Annotated in this window: 18 protein-coding genes; 13 read left to right on the top strand and 5 right to left on the bottom strand. The window is 72.0% G+C overall.

The window, feature by feature from the left end:
* Positions 1 to 82 precede the first annotated feature (82 nt).
* Positions 83 to 1,183, top strand: coding sequence for a 23S rRNA (adenine(2503)-C(2))-methyltransferase RlmN (gene rlmN, locus AB0N04_RS30520; protein WP_360217642.1), 1,101 nt, complete (start codon positions 83 to 85; stop codon positions 1,181 to 1,183).
* Here rlmN and AB0N04_RS30525 read toward each other — a convergent pair whose 3' ends face one another.
* The 4 genes from AB0N04_RS30525 to AB0N04_RS30540 all read right to left on the bottom strand — a co-directional run bounded on the left by AB0N04_RS30525 (position 1,184) and on the right by AB0N04_RS30540 (position 5,272).
* Positions 1,184 to 2,335, bottom strand: a complete 1,152-nt coding sequence (locus AB0N04_RS30525; RefSeq protein WP_360217639.1) for a hypothetical protein — start codon at positions 2,333 to 2,335, stop codon at positions 1,184 to 1,186.
* Between the two features lie 27 nt (positions 2,336 to 2,362).
* Positions 2,363 to 3,124 (bottom strand): ATP-binding cassette domain-containing protein, encoded by a 762-nt coding sequence (locus AB0N04_RS30530; RefSeq protein WP_360217636.1) that lies wholly within the window; start codon positions 3,122 to 3,124, stop codon positions 2,363 to 2,365.
* A gap of 283 nt (positions 3,125 to 3,407) precedes the next feature.
* Positions 3,408 to 4,802: an aspartate aminotransferase family protein gene (locus tag AB0N04_RS30535; RefSeq protein WP_360217633.1), complete on the bottom strand. Its 1,395-nt coding sequence runs from the start codon at positions 4,800 to 4,802 to the stop codon at positions 3,408 to 3,410.
* Entirely contained in the window at positions 4,799 to 5,272 is a 474-nt protein-coding gene (locus tag AB0N04_RS30540; protein WP_030243538.1) for an Lrp/AsnC family transcriptional regulator, read from the bottom strand. The genes AB0N04_RS30535 and AB0N04_RS30540 overlap by 4 nt, the downstream gene beginning before the upstream one ends.
* 300 nt (positions 5,273 to 5,572) lie before the next feature.
* Here AB0N04_RS30540 and AB0N04_RS30545 point away from each other — a divergent pair, with 300 nt between their 5' ends.
* From AB0N04_RS30545 to AB0N04_RS30555, 3 genes are all read left to right on the top strand, one after another.
* The gene (locus AB0N04_RS30545) at positions 5,573 to 7,018 is read left to right on the top strand and encodes a gamma-aminobutyraldehyde dehydrogenase (RefSeq protein ID WP_360217630.1); all 1,446 of its coding nucleotides are present in this window, start codon (positions 5,573 to 5,575) and stop codon (positions 7,016 to 7,018) included.
* 181 nt (positions 7,019 to 7,199) lie between these two features.
* On the top strand, positions 7,200 to 8,558 hold the full coding sequence (locus AB0N04_RS30550) for an aspartate aminotransferase family protein (protein ID WP_360217627.1): 1,359 nt from the start codon (positions 7,200 to 7,202) through the stop codon (positions 8,556 to 8,558).
* Between the two features lie 71 nt (positions 8,559 to 8,629).
* Entirely contained in the window at positions 8,630 to 9,829 is a 1,200-nt protein-coding gene (locus tag AB0N04_RS30555; RefSeq protein ID WP_360217624.1) for a spermidine/putrescine ABC transporter substrate-binding protein, read from the top strand.
* Positions 9,830 to 9,839: 10 nt separating this feature from the next.
* On the opposite strand, the gene AB0N04_RS30560 is transcribed toward AB0N04_RS30555, so the two are convergent.
* Complete coding sequence (locus AB0N04_RS30560) at positions 9,840 to 11,492, bottom strand: PucR family transcriptional regulator ligand-binding domain-containing protein (protein ID WP_360217621.1); 1,653 nt, start codon at positions 11,490 to 11,492, stop codon at positions 9,840 to 9,842.
* Positions 11,493 to 11,844: 352 nt separating this feature from the next.
* Between AB0N04_RS30560 and AB0N04_RS30565 the strand changes: the two genes are divergently transcribed.
* The 9 genes from AB0N04_RS30565 (at position 11,845) to AB0N04_RS30605 (ending at position 22,331) form a co-directional block, all read left to right on the top strand.
* The gene (locus AB0N04_RS30565; protein WP_360217618.1) at positions 11,845 to 13,356 is read left to right on the top strand and encodes a gamma-aminobutyraldehyde dehydrogenase; all 1,512 of its coding nucleotides are present in this window, start codon (positions 11,845 to 11,847) and stop codon (positions 13,354 to 13,356) included.
* Positions 13,357 to 13,422: 66 nt separating this feature from the next.
* The gene (locus AB0N04_RS30570) at positions 13,423 to 14,673 is read left to right on the top strand and encodes a spermidine/putrescine ABC transporter substrate-binding protein (RefSeq protein WP_360217615.1); all 1,251 of its coding nucleotides are present in this window, start codon (positions 13,423 to 13,425) and stop codon (positions 14,671 to 14,673) included.
* Between the two features lie 39 nt (positions 14,674 to 14,712).
* Positions 14,713 to 15,855 (top strand): ABC transporter ATP-binding protein, encoded by a 1,143-nt coding sequence (locus tag AB0N04_RS30575; protein WP_360217612.1) that lies wholly within the window; start codon positions 14,713 to 14,715, stop codon positions 15,853 to 15,855.
* Positions 15,852 to 16,796: an ABC transporter permease gene (locus tag AB0N04_RS30580; protein WP_360217609.1), complete on the top strand. Its 945-nt coding sequence runs from the start codon at positions 15,852 to 15,854 to the stop codon at positions 16,794 to 16,796. The genes AB0N04_RS30575 and AB0N04_RS30580 overlap by 4 nt, the downstream gene beginning before the upstream one ends.
* Positions 16,796 to 17,599, top strand: a complete 804-nt coding sequence (locus tag AB0N04_RS30585; RefSeq protein WP_360217606.1) for an ABC transporter permease — start codon at positions 16,796 to 16,798, stop codon at positions 17,597 to 17,599. The genes AB0N04_RS30580 and AB0N04_RS30585 overlap by 1 nt, the downstream gene beginning before the upstream one ends.
* 60 nt (positions 17,600 to 17,659) lie before the next feature.
* Entirely contained in the window at positions 17,660 to 19,054 is a 1,395-nt protein-coding gene (locus AB0N04_RS30590) for an FAD-dependent oxidoreductase (protein WP_360217603.1), read from the top strand.
* 186 nt (positions 19,055 to 19,240) lie between these two features.
* Entirely contained in the window at positions 19,241 to 19,672 is a 432-nt protein-coding gene (locus AB0N04_RS30595; protein WP_360217600.1) for a hypothetical protein, read from the top strand.
* A gap of 138 nt (positions 19,673 to 19,810) precedes the next feature.
* Entirely contained in the window at positions 19,811 to 20,575 is a 765-nt protein-coding gene (locus tag AB0N04_RS30600; protein WP_360217597.1) for a hypothetical protein, read from the top strand.
* Positions 20,576 to 20,807: 232 nt separating this feature from the next.
* Complete coding sequence (locus tag AB0N04_RS30605) at positions 20,808 to 22,331, top strand: CoA-acylating methylmalonate-semialdehyde dehydrogenase (RefSeq protein ID WP_360217594.1); 1,524 nt, start codon at positions 20,808 to 20,810, stop codon at positions 22,329 to 22,331.
* Positions 22,332 to 22,775: the final 444 nt, after the last annotated feature.

Raw genomic sequence — 22,775 nt, forward strand, 5'->3', positions numbered from 1 at the left:
GACCGTGCGAAGGGGCTCCGGACTTCCGGGGCCCCTTCGCCGTGTCCGGCCCGCTCCGGGCGTCTGCGACACTGGAACAACCATGCCTAAGCCCGGAGAACTCACGTTTGTCGCGCCGCGCGGCGCCAAGCCCCCGCGACACCTCGCCGATCTGAGCCCCGCCGAGCGCAAGGAGGCCGTCGCCGAGCTGGGCGAGCAGCCGTTCCGCGCCAAGCAGCTCTCCAACCACTACTTCGGCCGGATGTCGAACGACCCGGCGAGCTGGACGGACATCCCCGCCGCCAGCCGGGAGAAGCTCACCGAGAGCCTGCTGCCCGAGCTGATGTCGGTGGTCCGGCACGTCTCGTGCGACGACGACACCACCCGCAAGACGCTCTGGAAGCTCTTCGACGGCACCCTCGTCGAGTCGGTGCTGATGCGCTACCCGGACCGCGTCACCATGTGCATCAGCTCGCAGGCCGGCTGCGGCATGAACTGCCCGTTCTGCGCGACCGGCCAGGCCGGGCTGACCCGCAACCTGTCCACCGCCGAGATCGTCGAGCAGATCGCCGCCGGGATGCGCGCGCTCAAGGACGGCGAGATCCCCGGCGGGGAGGCGCGGCTGTCCAACGTGGTCTTCATGGGCATGGGCGAGCCGCTGGCCAACTACAACCGGGTGCTGGCCGCGATCCGTCGGCTGACCGACCCGGCGCCGGACGGCTTCGGCCTGTCCCAGCGGGGCATCACGGTGTCCACCGTCGGCCTCGTCCCGGCGATGAACCGGCTCGCCGACGAGGGCCTGAGCTGCCGCCTGGCGCTGTCGCTGCACGCCCCGGACGACGAGCTGCGCGACGAGCTGGTGCCGGTGAACACCCGGTGGAAGGTCGCCGAGGTGCTGGACGCGGCGTGGAACTACGCGGAGAAGTCGGGCCGCCGGATCTCCATCGAGTACGCGCTGATCAAGGACATCAACGACCAGGCGTGGCGGGCGGACCTGCTCGGCCGGCTGATCCGCAACCACCGGGTGCACGTGAACCTGATCCCGCTGAACCCGACCCCGGGCTCCAAGTGGACCGCCTCCCGGCCCGAGGACGAGCGCGAGTTCGTCCGCCGGCTCCAGTCGCACGGCGTGCCGACGACCGTCCGGGACACCCGCGGCCAGGAGATCGACGGCGCCTGCGGCCAGCTCGCCGCGGCCGGATAGCTAGCGCAGGCCGGCGGCCGCCAGTGCGGCGGTCGCCCCGCCGGTCACCAGCAGGGTGGTGCCCACCGCCAGCGTGCGCAGCGCGATCGCGCCGAACAGCAGCCGGGGCGGGGTGCCGAGGCGCAGCAGCGCGTCGGTGACGTCCCGGCGGTCGGTGCGGACCTCGGCCAGCCGGGCGGCCACCGCGGCGCCCGCGCAGCCGAGCACCAGGCAGGCCTCGACGGCGGGCAGCGCGTCGGCGCTCCCGGGCGTGCCGATCCAGTAGCGGATGGTGGTGAGCACCAGCGCGAGCGCGAGGGTGAGCACGGCCAGCGGCGGGCCGAGCCGGCGGGCCTGGGCGGTGAGCCCGCGGCCGGCCAGCAGCCGCAGCGGGGTGGGGCGGCCGGCGGCGAGCAGCCGGCCGGTCCAGGACAGCAGCGGGCCGGTGAGCAGGGCGAGGCCGAGGGCGCTGGCGGCCCAGCCGCCGAGCGCGGCGGTGCTGGTGGTGCCGAGCCCGGCGGGCAGGTGGATCGGCCGGCCGTCGGCGGCGGCGCCGGGCCGCAGCGCGATGAGTTCGAGGGCGAGGCCGATCACGGCCAGGCCGATCGGCAGGGCGATCCGCAGCGCGCCGAAGCCGGTGCGGGGGCCGGTCCGGCGGCCGGGCAGGGTCTCGTCGAGCGGGACGGCGCAGGCGGCGGCGATGCCGGCGGTGAGCGGCACCAGGGCGAGCAGGGTGACGGGCGCCGCGGCGGGCAGCGGTACGCCCATGCCCAGGTCGGGGGCGAGCGACGGCCCGGCGATGTCGTTGCGCAGCACCAGGAAGAGCAGCAGGGTGAGCACGCTGCCGAGGGTGCAGGCGAGCGCGACCTCGCCGGCGATCAGGGCGCGGATCCGTCCGGACCCGGCCCCGGCGGTCCGCAGGCCGGTGATCCGTTCGGGCCGCCGGGCGGGCACCGCGCGGGCGGCGACGGCGGCGAACCAGCCGACGGCGGCGAGCGGGGGCAGGCACCAGAGCAGGCGGGCCAGCGCGTCGGTGCCGCCGTCCGGGTCGCTCATCGCCCGGCCGAGGGAGCGCAACAGGAAGGCGGCGACCAGGCCGGCGGCGAGCGCGGTGAGCAGCCAGCGGCCGAGGTCGGGCGCCCGGTAGCCCCGGGCCAGACGGAGATAGAACACGTCGACTCTTTCAGCGGCTCGGCGTCGTCAGCGGCGGGTGGCCGAGACGGCGGACGCACCGGCCGCGCCCGGGGCGCTGCCGGTGGTGCCGCGCGGGACGGGCGCGGCGGGGGCGGTGAGCCGTCCGTCGACGAGGGCGACGGCGCGGTCCGCGAACCGGACGAGCTCGGGGTCGTGGGTGGCCAGGACGAGGGTGAGCTGGTGCGAGCGGGCCGCGCTGGTCAGTATCCGCAGGACCTGGTCGGCGGCCTCGCGGTGCAGCGGGGCGGTGGGGTCGTCGGCGAAGACGACCGTCGGCAGCGGGGCGAGGGCGCGGGCGACGGCGATCCGCTGGCGCTGGCTCTGGAGCAGCAGGTCGGGTCGCCGGCGGCCGATCTCGCCGACGTCGAGGCGCTCCAGCCACTCGTCGGCGGCGGTGTAGGCGGCCTTGTTGCCGGCTCCGGCGAGCAGCAGGGGCAGGGCGACGTTCTCCCGGGCGGTCAGCTCGGGCACCAGGTGCGGTTCGGAGCCGACGAAGCCGAAGCGGTCGCGGCGCAGCCGTTCGCGGCCGGCCCGGCCGAGGGTGTGGACGGGGGCGCTGTTGAACCAGACCTCGCCGTCGTCGACCGGGAGGAGCGCGGAGAGGCAGCCGAGCAGGGTGCTCTTCCCGGAGCCGCGGGGGCCGGTGACGGCGAGCACCTCCCCCTCGCGCACGCCGATCGAGATGCCGCGCAGGGCGGGGGTGCCGTGATGGGACTTGACGATCCCCCGGGCCCACAGCACGTCGTTGTCAGGCGGTGCCGCTGACATGAGGTTCCATCCTGGGTGGCTGCAGGGATATGACAGTCGTCAGATTAGAACGACCGGGACCTCGTGCGGTTGCGGCGCTCTGGTCCATCGCGGGCAAATCACCCGCAATCAGGCATGTTTGTTCGCCGCCTGGTGGCGGAAAGTCGGCCCGGAGGTCCGGAGGTCCGGAGGTCCGGAGACCCGACGCCCCCGGCGCGCCGCGGGGCGGCTGCGGAAACACCGCAGGGCGGTCCCGGGGAGGGACCGCCCTGCGGCGGAGGGTGGGGAAGGTTGGCTCAGCCGGTCAGATCTTCGCCCACGCGTCGGTCAGGCTGGTCCGCAGGATCTGCTCGATCTCGTCGAAGGTCGACTGGTCGGAGATCAGCGGCGGGGCCAGCTGGACGACCGGGTCGCCACGGTCGTCGGCGCGGCAGTACAGGCCGTTGTCGAAGAGGGCCTTCGACAGGAAGCCGTAGAGGACGCGCTCGACCTCGTCGTCGTTGAACGACTCCTTGGTGACCTTGTCCTTCACGAGCTCGATGCCGTAGAAGTACCCGTTGCCGCGGACGTCGCCGACGATCGGCAGGTCGCGCAGCTTGTTCAGGGTGCCCAGGAAGGCGGCCTCGTTGTCGAGGACGTGCTGGTTCAGGCCCTCGCGCTCGAAGATGTCGAGGTTGGCCAGCGCCACGGCGGAGGAGACCGGGTGGCCGCCGAAGGTGTAGCCGTGCAGGAAGGTGTTGTCGCCCTTGTAGAACGGCTCGGCGATGCGGTCCGAGATGATCGTGGCGCCGATCGGGGAGTAGCCCGAGGTCATGCCCTTGGCGCAGGTGATCATGTCGGGCTGGTAGCCGAACTTGTCGGCGCCGAACATGGTGCCCAGGCGGCCGAAGGCGCAGATGACCTCGTCCGAGACGAGCAGCACGTCGTGGCGGTCGCAGATCTCGCGCAGGCGCTGGAAGTACCCGGGCGGCGGCGGGAAGCAGCCACCGGCGTTCTGCACCGGCTCGACGAAGACGGCGGCGACGGTCTCGGCGCCCTCGTTGAGGATGGCCACCTCGATCTCGTCGGCGCACCAGCGGCCGTAGGCCTCGGGGTCGACCGTGCCGTCGGGGCCGGCGAGGAAGGCCGGGGCGCGGTAGATGTTGGTGTTCGGGGCCTTGTGGGTGCCCGGCACCAGCGGCTCGAACGGGGCCTTCAGGCCCGGCAGGCCGGTGATGGACAGGGCGCCCTGGGGGGTGCCGTGGTAGGCGACGGCGCGCGAGATGACCTTGTACTTGGTCGGCTTGCCGGTCAGCTTGAAGTACTGCTTGGCGAGCTTCCAGGCGGTCTCGACGGCTTCGCCGCCACCGGTGGAGAAGAAGACCTTGTTCAGGTCGCCCGGGGCGTAGTTGGCCAGGCGCTCGGCCAGCTCGACGGCCTTCGGGTGGGCGTAGCTCCACACCGGGAAGAAGGCGAGCTCCTTGGCCTGCTTGGCGGCGGCCTCGGCGAGCTCCTCGCGGCCGTGGCCGGCCTGGACGACGAACAGGCCGGCGAGGCCGTCGAGGTACTTGCGGCCCTTGTCGTCCCAGACGTAGGTGCCTTCGCCCTTGACGATCGTCGGTACGGGGGAGTTCTCGTACGACGACATGCGGGTGAAGTGCATCCACAGGTGGTCGTAGGCGGTCTTGGAAAGGTCCTTCTGCGCCGGGTCGGCTGTCATCGGGTGCCCCAGGTGTAGGTCTGTTTCCGGAGCTTCAGGTACACGAAGCTCTCGGTGCTCCGCACGCCGGGAAGCGCGCGGATGCGCTTGTTGATCAGTTCGAGCAGGTGCTCGTCGTCCTCGCAGACCAGTTCGGCCAGGAGGTCGAACGAGCCTGCGGTGCAGACGACGTAGTCGACCTCGTCGAGGGCGGCCAGCGCGTCGGCGACGGGCTCGATGTCACCCTCGACCCGGATCCCGACCATCGCCTGGCGGGTGAAGCCGACTGTGAGCGGGTCCGTGACGGCGACGATCTGCATCACGCCCTGGTCGAGCAGCTTCTGGACGCGCTGACGCACGGCCGCCTCGGACAGGCCCACGGCCTTGCCGATGGCGGCGTACGGGCGGCGTCCGTCCTCCTGGAGCTGCTCGATGATCGCCTTGGAGGCGGCGTCGAGGGGAACGCTCGCGTTCCGGTCGCGGTTGGCCACGCCGCCACTGTGCCTGATCGTTCCCTTGTTCGCAAGCGCGGAAACTGCTGATTTCGTCGTGATCTTGGAAAACGCATGCGGATTTCATCGCCTACATGCGCCTGGCCTGTCGATAACGGCAGTCGTACGGCTACCCTGGCACGGTACGCGCGCGGCTCCGCAGCGCAGCGCGCGTTCCCCCAACCAGTGGACCGCGCCGCCCAGGGCCCGGCCACTCGGCACCCTTCGTACGCAGGTCCCGCCGACGTACCATGGCGCCGGAATCTGCAACGCCGCAGGCCCAGACCGAGGAGAGACCCCGTGAGCGACCTTCGCACGCTGCGCAACTACATCAACGGTGAGTTCGTCGATGCGGCGGACGGCCGTACGCTCGACATCGTCGACCCCACCACCGGCGAGGTCTACGCGACGTCCCCGCTGTCCGGCGCCTCCGACGTGGACGCGGCGATGGCCTCCGCCGCCGCCGCCTTCCCGGCCTGGCGCGACGCCACCCCGAGCACCCGCCAGAAGCTGCTGCTGAAGATCGCGGACGCGGTCGAGGCCCGCGCCGACGAGGTCGTCGACGCCGAGGTGCGCAACACCGGCAAGCCCCGCGCGCTGACCCTCTCCGAGGAGATCGGCCCGATGGTGGACCAGATCCGCTTCTTCGCCGGCGCGGCCCGCCTGCTGGAGGGCAAGGCCGCGGGCGAGTACATGGACGGGATGACCTCGATCATCCGCCGCGAGCCGGTCGGCGTCTGTGCCCAGGTCGCGCCGTGGAACTACCCGATGATGATGGCCGTCTGGAAGTTCGCCCCGGCCATCGCCGCCGGCAACACCGTCGTCCTGAAGCCCTCGGACACCACCCCGGCCTCCACCGTGCTGCTGGCCGAGATCATCGGCGGCGTGCTCAAGGAGCTGGAGCTGCCGGCCGGCGTCTTCAACGTGATCTGCGGCGACCGCGAGAGCGGCAAGCTGATGGTCGAGCACCGCACCCCGGCGATGGCCTCCATCACCGGTTCGGTCCGGGCCGGCATCCAGGTCGCCGAGTCCGCCTCCAAGGACGTCAAGCGCGTCCACCTGGAGCTGGGCGGCAAGGCCCCGGTCGTGGTCTTCGAGGACGCCGACATCGCCGAGGCCGTCGAGGGCATCTCGGTGGCGGGCTTCTTCAACGCCGGCCAGGACTGCACCGCCGCCACCCGCGTGCTGGTGCACGAGTCGATCCACGACGCCTTCGTCGAGGCGCTGGCCAAGGCCGCGGCCGAGACCAAGACCGGTGGCGTGGACGACGAGGACGTGCTCTACGGCCCGCTGAACAACGCCAACCAGCTGAAGCAGGTGGCCGGCTTCATCGAGCGGCTGCCCGCCCACGCCAAGGTCGAGGCCGGTGGCCACCAGGTCGGCGAGAAGGGCTACTTCTACGCCCCGACCGTCGTCTCCGGCCTGCAGCAGGACGACGAGATCATCCAGAACGAGGTCTTCGGCCCGGTCATCACCGTGCAGAAGTTCACCGACGAGGACCAGGCCGTCGACTACGCCAACGGCGTCGAGTTCGCGCTGGCCTCCTCGGTGTGGACCAAGGACCACGCCCGCGCCATGCGGATGTCCCGCCGCCTGGACTTCGGCTGCGTCTGGATCAACACCCACATCCCGCTGGTCGCCGAGATGCCGCACGGCGGCTTCAAGAAGTCCGGCTACGGCAAGGACCTCTCCTCCTACGGCTTCGAGGACTACACCCGCGTGAAGCACGTGATGACCGCGATCTAGTGGTTCACGGCCGTCGCCGCGGCGGGACCGCCCAGCGGCGGGGGTCCGGTCGTACGAACTGACGACGGGCCCGGGTCTTTTCGACCCGGGCCCGGTGTCTTTGCACCCTGTCGGCCGTTCGGGTGACCGACTGACAAGATGAAACTGCATTTCGCGGGCGGGACTCCCTAGCCTTACCGGCATGAGCATCCCCACCGCTGACTCAGCCGCCGGCCAGGCAGTCAAGGCCGCCGACCGCGCGCACGTCTTCCACTCGTGGTCCGCCCAGGCGCTGATCGACCCCCTCGCGGTGGCCGGCGCCGAGGGCTCGTACTTCTGGGACTACGACGGGAACCGCTACCTCGACTTCTCGTCCCAGCTGGTCAACACCAACATCGGCCACCAGCACCCGAAGGTGGTCGCGGCCATCCAGGAGCAGGCGGCGAAGCTCTGCACCATCGCCCCCGGCTTCGCCGTCGAGTCGCGCAGCGAGGCCGCCCGGCTGATCGCCGAGCGCACCCCCGGCGACCTCGACAAGATCTTCTTCACCAACGGCGGCGCCGAGGCCGTCGAGAACGCCGTCCGGCTCGCCCGGTTGCACACCGGCCGGCAGAAGGTGATGTCCGCCTACCGCTCGTACCACGGCGCCACCGCCAACGCGATCGCCCTCACCGGCGACCCGCGCCGCTGGGCCAACGAGACCGGCGTCTCCGGCACGGTGCACTTCTGGGGCCCGTACGCCTACCGCTCCAACTTCCACGCCGAGAACGAGGCGCAGGAGTGCGAGCGCGCGCTGCAGCACCTCGAGCAGGTGGTCGCGTTCGAGGGGCCCGGCACCGTCGCGGCGATCATCCTGGAGACCGTGGTCGGCACCGCCGGCATCCTGATCCCGCCGGCCGGCTACCTGGCCGGGGTGCGGGAGATCTGCGACCGCCACGGCATCGTGTTCATCCTCGACGAGGTGATGGCCGGCTTCGGCCGCACCGGCGAGTGGTTCGCCGCCGACCACTGGGGAGTCGTGCCCGACCTGCTGACCTTCGCCAAGGGCGTCAACTCCGGCTACGTCCCGCTCGGCGGCGTGGCGATCAACGCCGAGATCGCCGCCACCTTCGCCGAGCGGCCGTTCCCCGGCGGACTCACCTACTCCGGCCACCCGCTGGCCTGCGCCTCCGCCGTCGCCACCATCAACGCCATGGCGGAGGAGGGCATCGTCGAGAACGCCAAGCACATCGGCGAGACCGTGCTCGGCCCCGGCCTGCGCGAGCTGGCCGAGCGGCACCCCTCGATCGGCGAGGTCCGCGGCCTCGGCGTGTTCTGGGCGCTCGACCTGGTGCGGAACCGCGAGACCCGCGAGCCGCTGGTCCCGTACAACGCCGCCGGCGCCGCCAACGCGCCGATGGCCGAGCTGGCCGCCGCCTGCAAGCAGCGCGGGCTCTGGCCGTTCGTCAACATGAACCGCTTCCACGTCGTCCCGCCGTGCACCGTCACCGAGGAGGAGGCCAAGACCGGCCTCGCGGTGCTCGACGAGGTGCTGTCGCTCACCGACGCGCACACTGTCTGACGTACCGTTCGGACGGCCCCGGGTGTGTTGCCTGCGCCCGGGGCCGTCCCATGCTCCGGAGGCCTCCACCCATGCCCAGCACCACCACCCCGATCCGCCCCCGTGCCCCCCGCCCGTTGCGCCGCCGTTCGGTGCTCGGCGGGGCCGCGCTGCTCGGCGCGGGCACGCTCACCGGCTGCGGCATCCCGTCCGCGTACGTCGCCGAGGACCGCCGCTCGGCCCCGGACCGCTCGGACCGCGAGAAGCGGCTCACCTTCTCCAACTGGACGCAGTACATCGACACCGACGAGCAGGGCGGTCGCCCGACGCTGGACGGCTTCGCCGAGAAGACCGGCATCGAGGTCACCTACACCGAGGACATCAACGACAACGACGAGTTCTTCGGCAAGATCAGCCCGGTGCTCACCCAGGGCGCCGACCCCGGCCGGGACCTGATGGTGATCAGCGACTGGATGGCCGGGCGGTACGTCTCGCTGGGCTGGGTGCAGGCCATGGACCGGGACAACCTGCCGAACGTCACCGCCAACCTGGACCCGCAGCTCGCGAACCCGGCCTTCGACCCCGGGCGCCGGCGCAGCGTGCCGTGGCAGTCCGGGATCACCGGCATCGCCTACAACCGCAAGGCGCTCGGCCGGGAGATCAGGTCCACCGCCGACCTGTGGGCGCCCGACCTCAAGGGCCGGGTCACGCTGTTCGCCGGGCTCGACGAGGCGCTCGGACTGCTGATGCTCGCCCAGGGCGCCGACATCGCCGCGTTCACCGACGACGACGCGAACAAGGCGATGGACCTGGTGCAGAAGATGGTCGACACCGGCCACGTCCGCCGCTTCACCGGCAACGACTACACCAGCGACCTCGCCTCCGGCGCGGCGCTCGCCTGCCAGGCCTACTCCGGCGACGCCGTCCAGCTCACCGCAGAGAACCCGGACATCGAGTTCGTGGTCCCGGAGGAGGGCGGCGAGCTGTGGGCGGAGAGCCTGATGATCCCCAACCGGGCCACCCACAAGCGCAACGCAGAGGCGCTGATCGACTACTACTACCAGCCGGAGGTGGCCGCCGAGCTCGCCGCGTTCGTCCAGTACATCTGCCCGGTGCCGGCCGCCCGCGAGGTGCTGGCGGCCAGCGGCGACAAGGAGAAGGCCGAGATCGCCGAGAACCCGCTGGTCTTCCCGACCGACGAGATGCGCGCCCGGCTGCGCACCATGCGCGACGTCGGCTCGGCCGAGCGGCCCGGGCTGCACAAGGTCTGGGGGCGCATCACCGGGGTGTGAGCCCCGGGGCTCAGCGGCGGACGGCGTCCAGGGCGAGCAGCGCCACGTGCAGGGAGAGGCAGGACTCCACCTGGTCGAGGTCGACGCCGAGGATCCGTTCGACCTTGTGCAGGCGGTCGTAGAAGGACGGCCGGGACAGGTGCGCGGCGTCGGCCGCCGCGGACTTGTTCCGGCCCTGCTCCAGGTAGATCCGCAGCATCTGCACCAACTGGCCGTTGTGCTCGGCGTCGTGGGCCAGCAGCGGGCCCAGCTCGCGCTCCACGTAGGTCTGCAGCCGGGCGTCGTCGCGCAGCAGGTGGAGCAGGCCGCGCAGCCGCACGTCCGGCAGCCGGTAGTAGGAGGCGGTCCGGCCGCCGGGCGCGTCGTGCAGGGCCGCCTCGGAGACCTGGGTGGCCTCCAGCAGGGTGCGACGGGCGTCCCGGACGGAGCCGACCGAGGAGCCCACCGCGACCACCGGGTCCGGAGCGGCGGCGCCCTCCCGCCCGGCCTCCGCCGACATCCGGCGCAGCGTCGCCGAGAAGGCGTCCAGCGCGGCGTGCTCGTCCTGCTGGGTGCCGAGCGCGATCAGCACGCCGACGCCCTCGTCGTCCAGCGCCCCCACCAGTGCCGGGAGCCGGCAGGCCCGCACCGCGCCGGCGGCCAGCTCGGTGAAGTCGCGCAGCCGGGCCTGCGCCTCCAGCGCGGCCGGGATCGGCCCGCGCCGCTGGCGCAGCACCACCCCCACCAGCCGCCGGCCCTCCAACGGGACGCCGAGGGCCTGGGCGCGCAGGGCGACCTCGGAGACGGTCAGCGAGTGGGTGAGGATGCCGGACAGCAGGGTGCGGTGGGTCTGCCGCTCCAGGCTCTCCCGGTCGCGCACCACCAGGCGGTTGAGCGCCAGCGCGGAGGCCCCGCGCTCCAGCAGCATGCTGTGCGGGTGCGCCGCGCCCTCCGGAAGCGCGCCCGGCTCCTGCACCAGCACCAGCCGCCCCCAGTCCTGGCCGCGGGCGCCGACGGTGGTCACCAGCCAGCCGCTGCGCGGGTCGTGGCCGGTGCGGCCGGGCGGGCGGACCCCGCGGGAGCGGCGCTCCCAGTCCTCCAGCAGCTCGTTCTCCGGGCGGCCGGCGCTCTCGTGGGCGAGCACCTGGTGCGCCAGGTTCTCCAGCACGACGGGCGCGCCCGCCATCCGGGCCACCTGGCGGATCACCTCGGGCGGCTCGGCGCCCTCCACTACCAGCTCGTTGAACACCTGGTGGACGGCCTCGGAGGCGCGCAGCTGGTCCAGCTGGGCGTTGACCACCAGTGCGTGCACGGCCTCGGTCACGGCGACGAAGCGCAGCTCGCGGCGGAGCGTGACCAGCGGCAGACCGCGCTGCTCGGCGGCGTGCACCAGGGCGCGGGGGAGCGAGTCGAAGTAGCGCCGGCCGAACTCGACGACCAGGCCGGCCACCCCCACCTCGTCCAGCTCGCGGACGTAGCGGGCCAGCCCCTCGCGGTCCTCGGGCAGGGCGATCCCGGTGGTGAGCACCAGCTCGCCGCCGCGGAGCATCCCGGCGACGTCGGGCAGCTCGCTCACGTGCACCCAGCGGACCGGCCGCTCCAGGTGGTCGGCGCCGGCCACGACCTGGGGGAGGCCGCGCCGCATCACCTCCAGGTCGAGCACGCGGGCGACGGTGGGGAGCATCGCGGGCCTCCAGGGCCGTGGGGGACCAGAGTGTCAGGTAAATCATCCATCGCGGCGACGACCTGTCGCCCTCTGTGCACCCTTGCACCCTGTAAGGCCCTTCGGGTCGAGGTTGTCGCAGTGACCCTTGTCACGCCGGTGCGGCAACGGGCATGGTCAGCGGACGGCCGTGGCGAGAAACAGTCACCACGCCGGAATCCGTCGCGTTAACCGGACAGCAACAGTGGAATCCCTTGTCGGGTCGACAGGGCTGCCAGGATCGCGCAACCCGGTGGTCGACGAGCGGATCCCCCCACCGCGGAGGCGCGATTCCGCCGCCCGCCGTCGAACCACCGGCACTTGGAGGAACCAGATGGACCTGACGGACTTCGGCCCGGGCGCGCAGTACGTCGCGGGCCGCCTGATCCAGGGGGGTGGCGAGCCCTTCCAGGTCGTCAACCCCGCGGACGGCAGCGTGGTCGAGCAGGTCGCGCTGGCCGACACCGCGGACGTCGACGCGGCCGTCGCCGCCGCGCGGGCGGCGCTGCCCGGCTGGTCCTCCGCCACCCCCGGCGCCCGGTCCGAGGCGCTGACCCGGCTCGCCGCCGTCCTGACCGACGCCTGCGCGGACCTCGCCCGGGTGGAGACCGCGCAGACCGGCAAGCCGGTCAAGCTGGCCACCGAGTTCGACGTCCCCGGCACCATCGACAACACCGCGTTCTTCGCCGGGGCCGCCCGCAACCTGGAGGGCAAGGCGGCCGGCGAGTACTCCGGCGACCACACCTCCTACGTGCGGCGCGAGGCGATCGGCGTGGTCGGCTCGATCTCGCCGTGGAACTACCCGCTGCAGATGGCCGCCTGGAAGATCCTGCCGGCGATCGCCGCGGGCAACACCATCGTGCTCAAGCCGGCCGAGCTGACCCCGCTGACCTCGCTGATGTTCGCCGGGGCCTGCACCGCGGCGGGCATCCCGGACGGCGTGGTCAACGTCGTCACCGGCGCCGGCCGCACGGCGGGCGAGCACCTGGTCGCTCACCCGGACGTCGCGATGGTCTCCTTCACCGGCTCCACCCCGGTCGGCAAGCGGGTCGCCGAGCTCGCCACCGCGGGCGTCAAGCGCACCCACCTGGAGCTCGGCGGCAAGGCCCCCTTCGTGGTCTTCGACGACGCCGACCTCGACGCCGCCGTGCACGGCGCCGTCGCCGCCTCGCTGATCAACGGCGGCCAGGACTGCACCGCCGCCACCCGGGCGTACGTCCAGCGGCCGCTGTACGACGCCTTCGTGGCCGGGGTGGCCGAGCTGTACGCCGCGATCCGGGTCGGCGACCCGCTCGACCCGCGCACCGACCTCGGCCCGCTGGTCTCGTACACCCACCGGGACCGGGTGGCCGGCTTCGTCGAGCGGGCCCGCTCCTACGCCACCGTCGTCACCGGCGGGCGCGCGCCGGAGAAGGGCCACGACGGCAGCGACCTCACCCGCGGCGCCTACTACCTGCCGACCCTGGTCACCGGGGCCGCCCAGGACAGCGAGGTGGTGCAGGGCGAGGTCTTCGGCCCGGTGCTGGTGGTCCTGCCGTTCGACTCCGACGACGAGGGCCTGCGGCTGGCCAACGACACCCCGTACGGCCTGGCCGCCTCCGCCTGGACGAGCAACGTGCACCGCTCGTTGCGCGCCACCCGGGAGATCGCGGCCGGGTGCGTCTGGGTCAACGACCACATCCCGATCATCAGCGAGATGCCGCACGGCGGCTACAAGGCCTCCGGCTACGGCAAGGACATGTCCCAGTACTCGCTGGACGAGTACACCCAGGTCAAGCACGTCATGTTCGACACCACCGCGGTCGCCCGCAAGGACTGGCACCGCACCGTCTTCGGAGACAGATAACCCCTGCCAGGGGCGCCTCCCCCCGGGCGCCCCGATCCGACCTCTTACCCCCAGGAGGCCCGTTCCATGGCGTTCAACGAGCTCACCGACGGTCTGCCCGAACCGGTCCGCAGGGCCTGGGAGCGCAGTCTCACCAGCGGCCGGGCGGCGATCGGCCGCCGAGCCCTGCTGCGGGCCGCCGCGCTGACCGCGGGCGCGGGCACGCTGGCCGCCTGCGGCATCCCGGCGGCCAAGACCTCCGGCGGCGACTCGGCGGCGGGCGCCGCGAAGGACCTCTCGGAGACCGAGAAGGAGGTGAACTTCTCCAACTGGCCGCTCTACGTCGACACCGACGAGAAGGACAAGGAGAAGCACGGCACCCTGGACGCCTTCACCGCGGCCACCGGCATCAAGGTGAAGTACAACGAGGACGTCAACGACAACGTCGAGTTCTTCGGCAAGATCAAGCCGCAGCTCGCGGCCGGCCAGGACACCGGCCGCGACCTGATGGTGCTGACCGACTGGATGGCGGCCCGGCTGATCCGGCTCGGCTGGGTGCAGAAGCTCGACCAGGCGAACGTCACCACGGCGATCACCACCATCGACTCCCGCTTCCGCGCACCGGACTGGGACCCGGGCCGGCTCTACTCCTACCCGTGGGCCGGGATCCAGGTCGTGGTGGCCTACAACCGGAAGGCCACCAAGGGCAAGGAGGTCGCCAGCGTCTCCCAGCTGCTGGACGACCCGGACCTCAAGGGCCGGGTGACCTTCCTCTCCGAGATGCGCGACAGCATCGGGATGGTCCTGCTGGACATGGGCAAGGACCCGGCGAAGTTCACCGCCGACGACTACGACGCCGCGATCGCACGGCTGCAGAAGGCCGTGGACAGCAAGCAGATCCGCCGCTTCACCGGCAACGACTACGGCCAGGAGCTCTCCTCCGGGGACATCGCGGCCTGCGTCGCCTGGGGCGGTGACCTGATCCAGCTGCGCGCGGACAACCCGGACATCGAGTTCGTGATCCCGGAGAAGGGCTACGTCTCCTCGACGGACAACATGCTGGTCCCGGCCAGGGCGCAGCACAAGGCGAACGCGGAGAAGCTGATCGACTTCTACTATCAGCCGAAGATCGCGGCGCAGCTGGTCGCGGGCATCGGCTTCGTCTCCGCCGTCACCGGGATGAAGGACGAGCTCGCCACGCTCGCCCCGGACATCGCGGCCAACCCGCTGGTCGTACCCACCCCCGAGATGGCGGCCAAGGCGCACGTGTTCCGCACCCTCACCGAGACCGAGGAGAGCGACTTCGAGGAGAAGTTCTCCAAGCTCATCGGCGCCTGACCCCCGCTCACGGCAGAGACAAACCAGGAAGACACCCCCATGACAGACCAGCAGCGCGCCGCGGCCGCCGGCGGCGACGTCCGGCTCACCGGCATAGGCAAGACCTACGGCTCCTTCACCGCCGTCCACCCGCTCGACCTCACCGTCCCCCAGGGCTCCTTCTTCGCCCTCCTCGGCGCCTCCGGCTGCGGCAAGACCACCACCCTGCGCATGATCGCCGGGCTGGAGGAGCCCACCAGCGGCACCGTCCTGATCGGCGGCCAGGACGTCACCGCCCTGCCCCCGTACAAGCGGCCGGTGAACACCGTCTTCCAGAGCTACGCGCTCTTCCCGCACCTGGACATCTTCGAGAACGTCGCCTTCGGCCTGCGCCGGCGCGGGAAGAAGGAGGTCAGGAAGCAGGTCGACGACATGCTGGAGCTGGTCGAACTCGGCCAGTACGCCCGGCGCAAGCCGCACCAGCTCTCCGGCGGCCAGCAGCAGCGCGTCGCCGTCGCCCGCGCCCTGATCAACCACCCCCAGGTGCTGCTCCTCGACGAGCCGCTCGGCGCGCTCGACCTCAAGCTCCGCCGCCAGATGCAGCTGGAGCTCAAGCGGATCCAGACCGAGGTCGGCATCACCTTCGTGCACGTCACCCACGACCAGGAGGAGGCCATGACCATGGCCGACACCATCGCGGTGATGAACGGCGGCCGGGTCGAGCAGCTGGGCGCCCCCGCCGAGCTGTACGAGAACCCCGCCACCACCTTCGTGGCCAACTTCCTCGGCCAGTCGAACCTGCTGCCCGCCGAGGTCACCGGCACCGACGGCGGCGACCTGCTGCTCACCGCGGCCGGCGCCCGCCTCGCCGTCCCGAAGGCGCGCTGCGCCACCGACGCCCGGAAGGTCCACCTGGGCGTCCGCCCGGAGAAGATCACCATCGTGCACGCCTCCGCCGAGGTCGCCGACGGGCGCAACCGGCTCGCCGGCACCGTCCTCGACTCCAGCTTCATCGGCGTCTCCACCCAGTACGTGGTGCGCACAGACGGCGGCCAGGAGGTCACCGTCTTCGAGCAGAACATGGAGCGCGACGCCCGGATCGTCCCCGGCGCCGACGTCCTGCTGCACTGGAACCCGGCGCACTCCTTCGCCCTGGACGCCTCCCAGGCGATCGACGCGGGCACCGCGGAGGAGGCCGCATGACCACCACCACCGCGGCCGCACCGCCGCAGGCCGTGCCCCCGGACGGCGGCGCGCCCGCCCCGGCGGCCCCCGGGGCCAGGCGCCGGCTCACCCCCTACTGGCTGCTGCTGCCCGGCATCGCCTGGCTGGTCGTCTTCTTCGCCGTCCCGATGGTCTACCAGGCGTCCACCTCGCTGCAGACCGGCTCGCTCGAGCAGGGCTTCAAGGTCACCTGGCACCTCGCCACCTACTGGGACGCCCTGGTCGAGTACAAGTGGCACTTCGTCCGCTCGTTCTCCTACGCGGCCATCGCCACCGTGCTCTGCCTGGCCGTCGGCTACCCGCTCGCCTACACGATCGCCTTCAAGGCGAGCAAGCGCTGGCGCAACGTCATCCTGATCCTGGTGATCGCGCCCTTCTTCACCAGCTTCCTGATCCGCACGCTGGCCTGGAAGACCATCCTGTCCGACGGCGGTCCGGTGGTCGGCGCGCTCAACACCCTGCACGTCCTGGACGTGACCAACGCGATCGGCCTCACCTCCGGCGACCGGGTGCTCGCCACGCCGCTCGCCGTGGTCTGCGGTCTGACCTACAACTTCCTGCCGTTCATGATCCTGCCGCTGTACACCTCGCTGGAGCGGATCGACCCCCGCCTGCACGAGGCGGCCGGCGACCTCTATGCCCGGCCGTTCACCACCTTCCGCAAGGTCACCTTCCCGATCTCGCTCCCGGGCGTCGTCGCCGGCACCCTGCTCACCTTCATCCCGGCCTCCGGCGACTACATCAACGCCCAGCTGCTGGGCTCGCCGAGCGAGCAGATGGTCGGCAACGGCATCCAGAAGCAGTTCCTGAACGTACTCGACTACCCCACGGCCGCCGCGCTGAGCTTCATCCTGATGGCCCTGATCCTGGGCATGGTGACGGTCTACATGCGCAAGGCCGGGACGGAGGAACTGGTCTGATGTCCCGGATCGTCAAGTGGGTCCGTGCCCACCTGGTGGTGCTGGCGGGCCTGCTGGCCCTCGCCTACCTCGTGCTGCCCAACCTGGTCGTGCTGGCCTTCTCGTTCAACAAGCCGGTCGGCAAGTTCAACTACGAGTGGAACGAGTTCTCCACCGACGCGTGGACCAACCCCTGCGGCGTGGCCGACATGTGCCAGTCGCTCTCGCTCAGCCTGCAGATCGCGGTGCTCGCCACCATCGGCGCCACCGTCCTCGGCACCATGGTCGCCTTCGCACTGGCCCGCCACCGCTTCCGCGGCCGCTCCGCCACCACCGCGATGATCTTCCTGCCGATGGCCATGCCCGAGGTGGTCATGGCCGCCTCGCTGGGCACGCTCTTCCTCAACATGCGCATCCCGTTCGGCTTCACCACCATCCTCATCGCGCACATCATGTTCTGCCTCAGCTTCGTGGTGACGGCCGTCAAGGCGCGCGTGATGAGCATGGACCCGAGGCTCGAACAGGCCGCCCAGGACCTCTACGCCACCCCCGTCCAGACCTTCCTGCGGGTCACCCTGCCGCTCGCCGCCCCCGGCATCGCCGCCGGAGCGCTGCTCAGCTTCGCGCTCTCCTTCGACGACTTCATCATCACCCAGTTCAACTCGGGCCCGACCACGGTCACCTTCCCGATGTTCGTCTGGGGCGCGTCGCAACGCGGCATCCCGGTGCAGGTCAACGTCATCGGCACCGCGATGTTCGCCGCCGCCGTGGCGCTGACCGTCGCCGGCCAGTGGCTCGGCAACCGCCGGAAGGCCACCGCCTGACGTACCGTCGGCCGTGGCCGAACACATCGTCGCCCAAGTACAGAAAGTGGCTGATAATGCATGGACTCCGCCCGCGCGCTCAGTGACGCCAGGCCCACCCCCTTCTGGCTGGAGGACCCGGGCCGGCCGGCGGCACTGCCCGCCCTGGTCGGCGACACCACCTGCGACCTGCTGGTCGTCGGCGGCGGCTACTCCGGCCTCTGGACCGCCCTCATCGCCAAGGAACGCGACCCCTCGCTGGACGTCGTGCTGGTCGAGGGCAACGAGGTCGGGTGGGCCGCGTCCGGGCGCAACGGCGGGTTCTGCGCCGCCAGCCTCACCCACGGCTTCGGCAACGGCCTGCAGCGCTGGCCCGCCGAACTCGCCCAGCTGGAACGCCTCGGTGCCGCCAACCTGGACGGCATCGAGGCCACCCTCAAGCGCTACGGCATCGACGCCGAATGGGAGCGCACCGGCGAGATCGACGTCGCCACCCAGCCCCACCAGCTGGAGGAGCTCCACGAGATCGCCGAGGCCGTGACCCGCTACGGCTTCGAGCTCACCGTCCTGGACGCCGACGCGCTGCGCGCCGAGGTGAACTCGCCGACCTTCCTCGGCGGCCTCTGGGACAAGGAGGGCGTGGCCATGGTCCACCCCGCCAAGCTCGCCTGGGGCCTCAAGGAGGCCTGCCTCGGCCAGGGCGTGCGGATCTTCGAGCACACCCGGGCCACCGACCTGCGGGAGTACGGCAGCGGCACCGCCGTCCGCACCCCGTACGGGCGGGTCTTCGCCCGCCGCGTGGCGCTCGGCACCAACGTCTTCCCGTCCCTGGTCAAGCGCGTCCGCCCGTACGTCGTCCCGGTGTACGACTACGCGCTGATGACCGAGCCGCTGAACGACGAGCAGCTCGCCGCGATCGGCTGGCGCGGCCGGCAGGGGCTCGGCGACAGCGCCAACAAGTTCCACTACTTCCGGCTCTCCGCCGACAACCGGATCCTCTGGGGAGGCTACGACGCGGTCTACCACTACGGCGGCCACGTCCGGCACGAGTACGACCAGCGGCCGGAGACCTTCCGGACCCTCGCCACCCACTTCTTCCGCTGCTTCCCGCAGCTGGAGGGGCTGCGCTTCACCAACGCCTGGGGCGGGGCCATCGACACCTGCAGCCGCTTCTCCGCCTTCTTCGACACCGCCTACCGGGGCAAGGTCGCCTACGCGGCCGGCTACACCGGGCTCGGCGTCGGCGCGACCCGCTTCGGCGCCGAGGTGATGCTCGACCTGCTCTCCGGGGAGCGCACCGAGCGCACCTCGCTGGACATGGTCCGCAGCAAGCCGATGCCCTTCCCGCCCGAGCCGGTCCGCTGGGCCGGGATCGAGATCACCACCCGGTCGCTGGAGCGCGCCGACCGCAACGGCGGCCACCGCAACCTCTGGCTGCGCACGCTCGACCGGCTGGGGCTCGGCTTCGACAGCTGAGCCGGCGGTCGCGACCGCTGAGCCGCGATCGCTGAGCCGGCCGCCGACCGCCGGCCCGGGCCGGTAGATCCGGGGTGCCGGATACGTGTAAGAGAGACCCGCCGTCCGCCTCTCCCTGGTGGACGGCGGGTCTCGTTCCCCCGCCGCGCCCTGACCACCGACGAGCGGCAAGAAGCGGGGACAGACATGGAGAGCACCGGACTGCACTGGCTCGCCCAGGCCACACCGGACCCGGCGGCGTTCCGGGCGCAGTGGGAACGCACCGGACTGGGACTGATGCTGTTGCCGGCCGGCCGCCGCTGGGACGTCCTCGCCGTCCCCGGACGACTCGGGCACCCCGCCCTGGACATCCTGAACACCGGCTCCTGCGGCCCGGTCCTCGCCGACTTCGCGGACGAGCACGTCAGCTTCCTGGTGCCGGTCGGCACCGCCGCCCGCTGGGTCGGTACCGGAGTGCGGGGTGCGGGGGAGGGCACCTGGGTCGTCGTCCCGCACCCCGGGCGCAGCGGCGGCGGCGTCCGCTGGCTGGTCCCGCCGGACGGGTCCGGTCGGCTCAACGACCCGGTGCTGCTGGAGCTGGCGCTGCACGAGGCCGCGGCCGGGCTCAGCGACCGGTGACCCCGCCGCCCCGGCACCGGGGCCCGGGACGGCGGGGCGGTGGATGGCAGGTGGCTCCGGCGGTGGGTGCTCCCACGGTGGGGCGCTCCCGCGGCCGACGGTGGCGCGCGACCCGGGCGATCGCGGCAGACTGGAGGCGTGACCACCGCGCCGGACACCGTCGACGCGCCCCTGCGACCGGGCGCGGCCCAGCTGCGCCTCGCCGCGCCCGCCGCCCCCGTCTGTGACCGGTACGGGCTGGCCCTGGCCGGCGGGCACGCGCTGCGCGCCCACGGCGTCGCGGCCTGCCCGCAGGACGGGCTCACCCTGGTCACCGGCGACGCCGACCTCCCGGAGGTTGCGGCCGCGCTGGCCGAGGCGTACCGCGCGGCCGGTGGCGGGGTCGTCGAACGGCCCGGCACGCCGCGCCTGGAGCAGCTGACCGTGCGGCTCGCGCTCGGCGGGCGGTCGCACTCGGTGGAGCTGCGCAAGGAGCCGCTCGGCCACCGGTCGGTCCGGCTCGAGCTCTCCGCGCCGCCGACCGGCGAGCCGTCCGTGCTGCTGCCCGTCGTCGCCCTGGAGGACGCCGCCGCGCTGGCCACGGCCCTGCTGGTCGACCGGGGCATGCCGCGCGACCTGGTCGACGTGCACGCCCTCACCGCCTGCTACCGGGAGGGCGAGCTCCTCGCCCTCGCCGGGGAACTCGACGCGGACCTGCAGCCCGCCGTGCTCGCCGACCGGCTGGAGACGCTGGCCGAGGCGGCGGACGGCCGGTTCCGGGCCCGGGGCGTCGCACCGGGGGCGGTGGACGGGCTGAAGCGGTGGGCGCTGGCCTGGGCGCAGGACCTGCGGCTCGACCTGCTGGAGACCCAGGAGGCCGCCGACGGCCTGCACGACCCGTACCTGGAGGACGGCGAAGCCTGAGCCGTCCGGGGGTGGACCCGCACGCACTCACCCGTCCGGCCGAGCGACCGGACGACCTGTAAGGCTGAATCCGCGATCCCCGTCAGCCTGTTCGTTGAGGCCTGGCACGACGGCGACCAGACTGGGGAGAAGAGCGCGGTAGCCCCGTGAACCCGTCGCCCGGCCCACTCGCGGGCGGCGCCAGACAGGACCGGCGGCAGGACGCCGCCCGGGACTTCGGAGGCAGACGGACTTGAGCAAGCACATCATTCACTGGATCGACGGCGAGCCGGTCGCCACCGCCGGCGCGGCGCCCCGCCGCGGCGACCTCTTCGACCCGGCCACCGGCCAGGTCTCCGGCCAGGTCGACTTCGCCGGCATCGCCGAGGTCGACCAGGCGGTGGCCGCCGCGGCCGCGGCCTTCGCCGACTGGCGCACCGCCTCGGTCGCCAGGCGCAGCACGGTGCTCTTCGCCTTCCGCGAGCTGCTGAACGCCCGCCGCGACGAGCTGGCCGCGATCATCGTGTCCGAGCACGGCAAGGTGCACTCCGACGCGCTGGGCGAGATCGCCCGCGGCCTGGAGGTCGTCGAGTACGCCTGCGGCATCCCGCAGCTCCTCAAGGGCGGCTTCACCGAGCAGGCGTCCACCGGCATCGACGTCTACTCGATCCGCCAGCCGCTCGGCCCGGTCGCGGTCATCTCGCCGTTCAACTTCCCGGCCATGGTGCCGATGTGGTTCTTCCCGATCGCCATCGCGGCCGGCAACACCGTCGTGCTCAAGCCCTCGGAGAAGGACCCGTCCGCCGCGAACTTCCTCGCCGGGCTGTGGAAGGAGGCCGGTCTGCCGGACGGCGTCTTCAACGTCGTGCACGGCGACAAGACCGCCGTGGACCGCCTGCTGGAGCACCCGGACATCAAGTCCGTCAGCTTCGTCGGCTCCACCCCGATCGCGCGCTACGTCTACGAGACCGGCACCCGCTACGGCAAGCGCGTGCAGGCCCTGGGCGGCGCCAAGAACCACATGCTGGTCCTGCCGGACGCCGACCTGGACCTCGCGGCCGACGCCGCCGTCAACGCCGGCTTCGGCGCGGCGGGCGAGCGTTGCATGGCCGTGTCCGTCCTGGTCGCGGTCGACCCGATCGGCGACGAGCTGGTCGACAAGATCAAGCAGCGCGTCGCCACCCTGAAGGTCGGCCCGGGCTGCAACGGCGACTCCGAGATGGGGCCGCTGGTCACCGGCCAGCACCGCGACAAGGTCACCTCCTACGTCGAGTCCGGCCTCGCCGACGGCGCCGAGCTCGCCGTCGACGGCCGCAAGCACCCGATCACCGCCGAGGACGCAAACGGCGCCCCGACCTCGGACGGCTTCTGGCTCGGCCCCACCCTGTTCGACCACGTGAAGCCGGGCATGTCCGTCTACAACGACGAGATCTTCGGCCCGATCCTCTCGGTCGTGCGGGTCTCCTCCTACGAGGAGGGCCTGGCGCTGATCAACAGCAACCCCTACGGCAACGGCACCGCCCTCTTCACCAACGACGGCGGCGCCGCGCGGCGCTTCCAGTTCGAGGTGGAGGTCGGGATGGTCGGCATCAACGTGCCGATCCCCGTCCCCGTCGCCTACTACTCCTTCGGCGGCTGGAAGGCCTCGCTGTTCGGCGACGCCCACGCGTACGGCCCGGACGGCGTCCAGTTCTTCACCCGCGGCAAGGCCGTCACCCAGCGCTGGCTGGACCCCTCGCACGGCGGCATCAACCTCGGTTTCCCCACCAACAGCTGAGCCCCCGCCCCGCGATCGAGCCGGCCGGACCCCTCTCCCCGGGGCCCGGCCGGCTCTTTGCGCGACGTTTGCATCCGGCCCCGAAGACGCGTAGAGTTCTTCGAGTTGCCTGGCAGGGAGCACCGGACACGCATCGGCGCGGACGGTCCCGGGGCAGCCAATCCCCTGAAACACCACTTCACGGCTCGGGCTGGGTCGCGCTTTGTCGCGGCTCGGTGCGTATTCGGCGTGCTCGTTTTATTGGATTGCGGTCGGATTCGCTTTTCGGAGCGGGGATCGGCTAGAGTTTGAAACGTCGGATGGGGCGTCAAACCCCGGAAGACATCGGCGAGTTGGATGACGAAGCCCCGGAAAACGGAGCGGAAAACATCTGATAAGCTGGAAACACGAAAGAACGAAGCGCCCGGAGGGCCTGCTGGAAGGCAGACCGAAGGAAGTGTCCGT

It is taken from the genome of Kitasatospora sp. NPDC051702 (assembly GCF_040681575.1).
Classification (GTDB): domain Bacteria; phylum Actinomycetota; class Actinomycetes; order Streptomycetales; family Streptomycetaceae; genus Kitasatospora.

Excerpts from the sequence above, each read along its gene's own strand:
- rlmN (WP_360217642.1), top strand. The coding sequence starts at position 83 with ATGCCTAAGCCCGGAGAACTCACGTTTGTCGCGCCGCGCGGCGCCAAG.
- AB0N04_RS30530 (WP_360217636.1), bottom strand. The coding sequence starts at position 3,124 with ATGTCAGCGGCACCGCCTGACAACGACGTGCTGTGGGCCCGGGGGATC.
- AB0N04_RS30535 (WP_360217633.1), bottom strand. The coding sequence starts at position 4,802 with ATGACAGCCGACCCGGCGCAGAAGGACCTTTCCAAGACCGCCTACGAC.
- AB0N04_RS30550 (WP_360217627.1), top strand. The coding sequence starts at position 7,200 with ATGAGCATCCCCACCGCTGACTCAGCCGCCGGCCAGGCAGTCAAGGCC.
- AB0N04_RS30555 (WP_360217624.1), top strand. The coding sequence starts at position 8,630 with ATGCCCAGCACCACCACCCCGATCCGCCCCCGTGCCCCCCGCCCGTTG.
- AB0N04_RS30560 (WP_360217621.1), bottom strand. The coding sequence starts at position 11,492 with ATGCTCCCCACCGTCGCCCGCGTGCTCGACCTGGAGGTGATGCGGCGC.
- AB0N04_RS30565 (WP_360217618.1), top strand. The coding sequence starts at position 11,845 with ATGGACCTGACGGACTTCGGCCCGGGCGCGCAGTACGTCGCGGGCCGC.
- AB0N04_RS30570 (WP_360217615.1), top strand. The coding sequence starts at position 13,423 with ATGGCGTTCAACGAGCTCACCGACGGTCTGCCCGAACCGGTCCGCAGG.
- AB0N04_RS30575 (WP_360217612.1), top strand. The coding sequence starts at position 14,713 with ATGACAGACCAGCAGCGCGCCGCGGCCGCCGGCGGCGACGTCCGGCTC.
- AB0N04_RS30580 (WP_360217609.1), top strand. The coding sequence starts at position 15,852 with ATGACCACCACCACCGCGGCCGCACCGCCGCAGGCCGTGCCCCCGGAC.
- AB0N04_RS30585 (WP_360217606.1), top strand. The coding sequence starts at position 16,796 with ATGTCCCGGATCGTCAAGTGGGTCCGTGCCCACCTGGTGGTGCTGGCG.
- AB0N04_RS30590 (WP_360217603.1), top strand. The coding sequence starts at position 17,660 with ATGGACTCCGCCCGCGCGCTCAGTGACGCCAGGCCCACCCCCTTCTGG.
- AB0N04_RS30595 (WP_360217600.1), top strand. The coding sequence starts at position 19,241 with ATGGAGAGCACCGGACTGCACTGGCTCGCCCAGGCCACACCGGACCCG.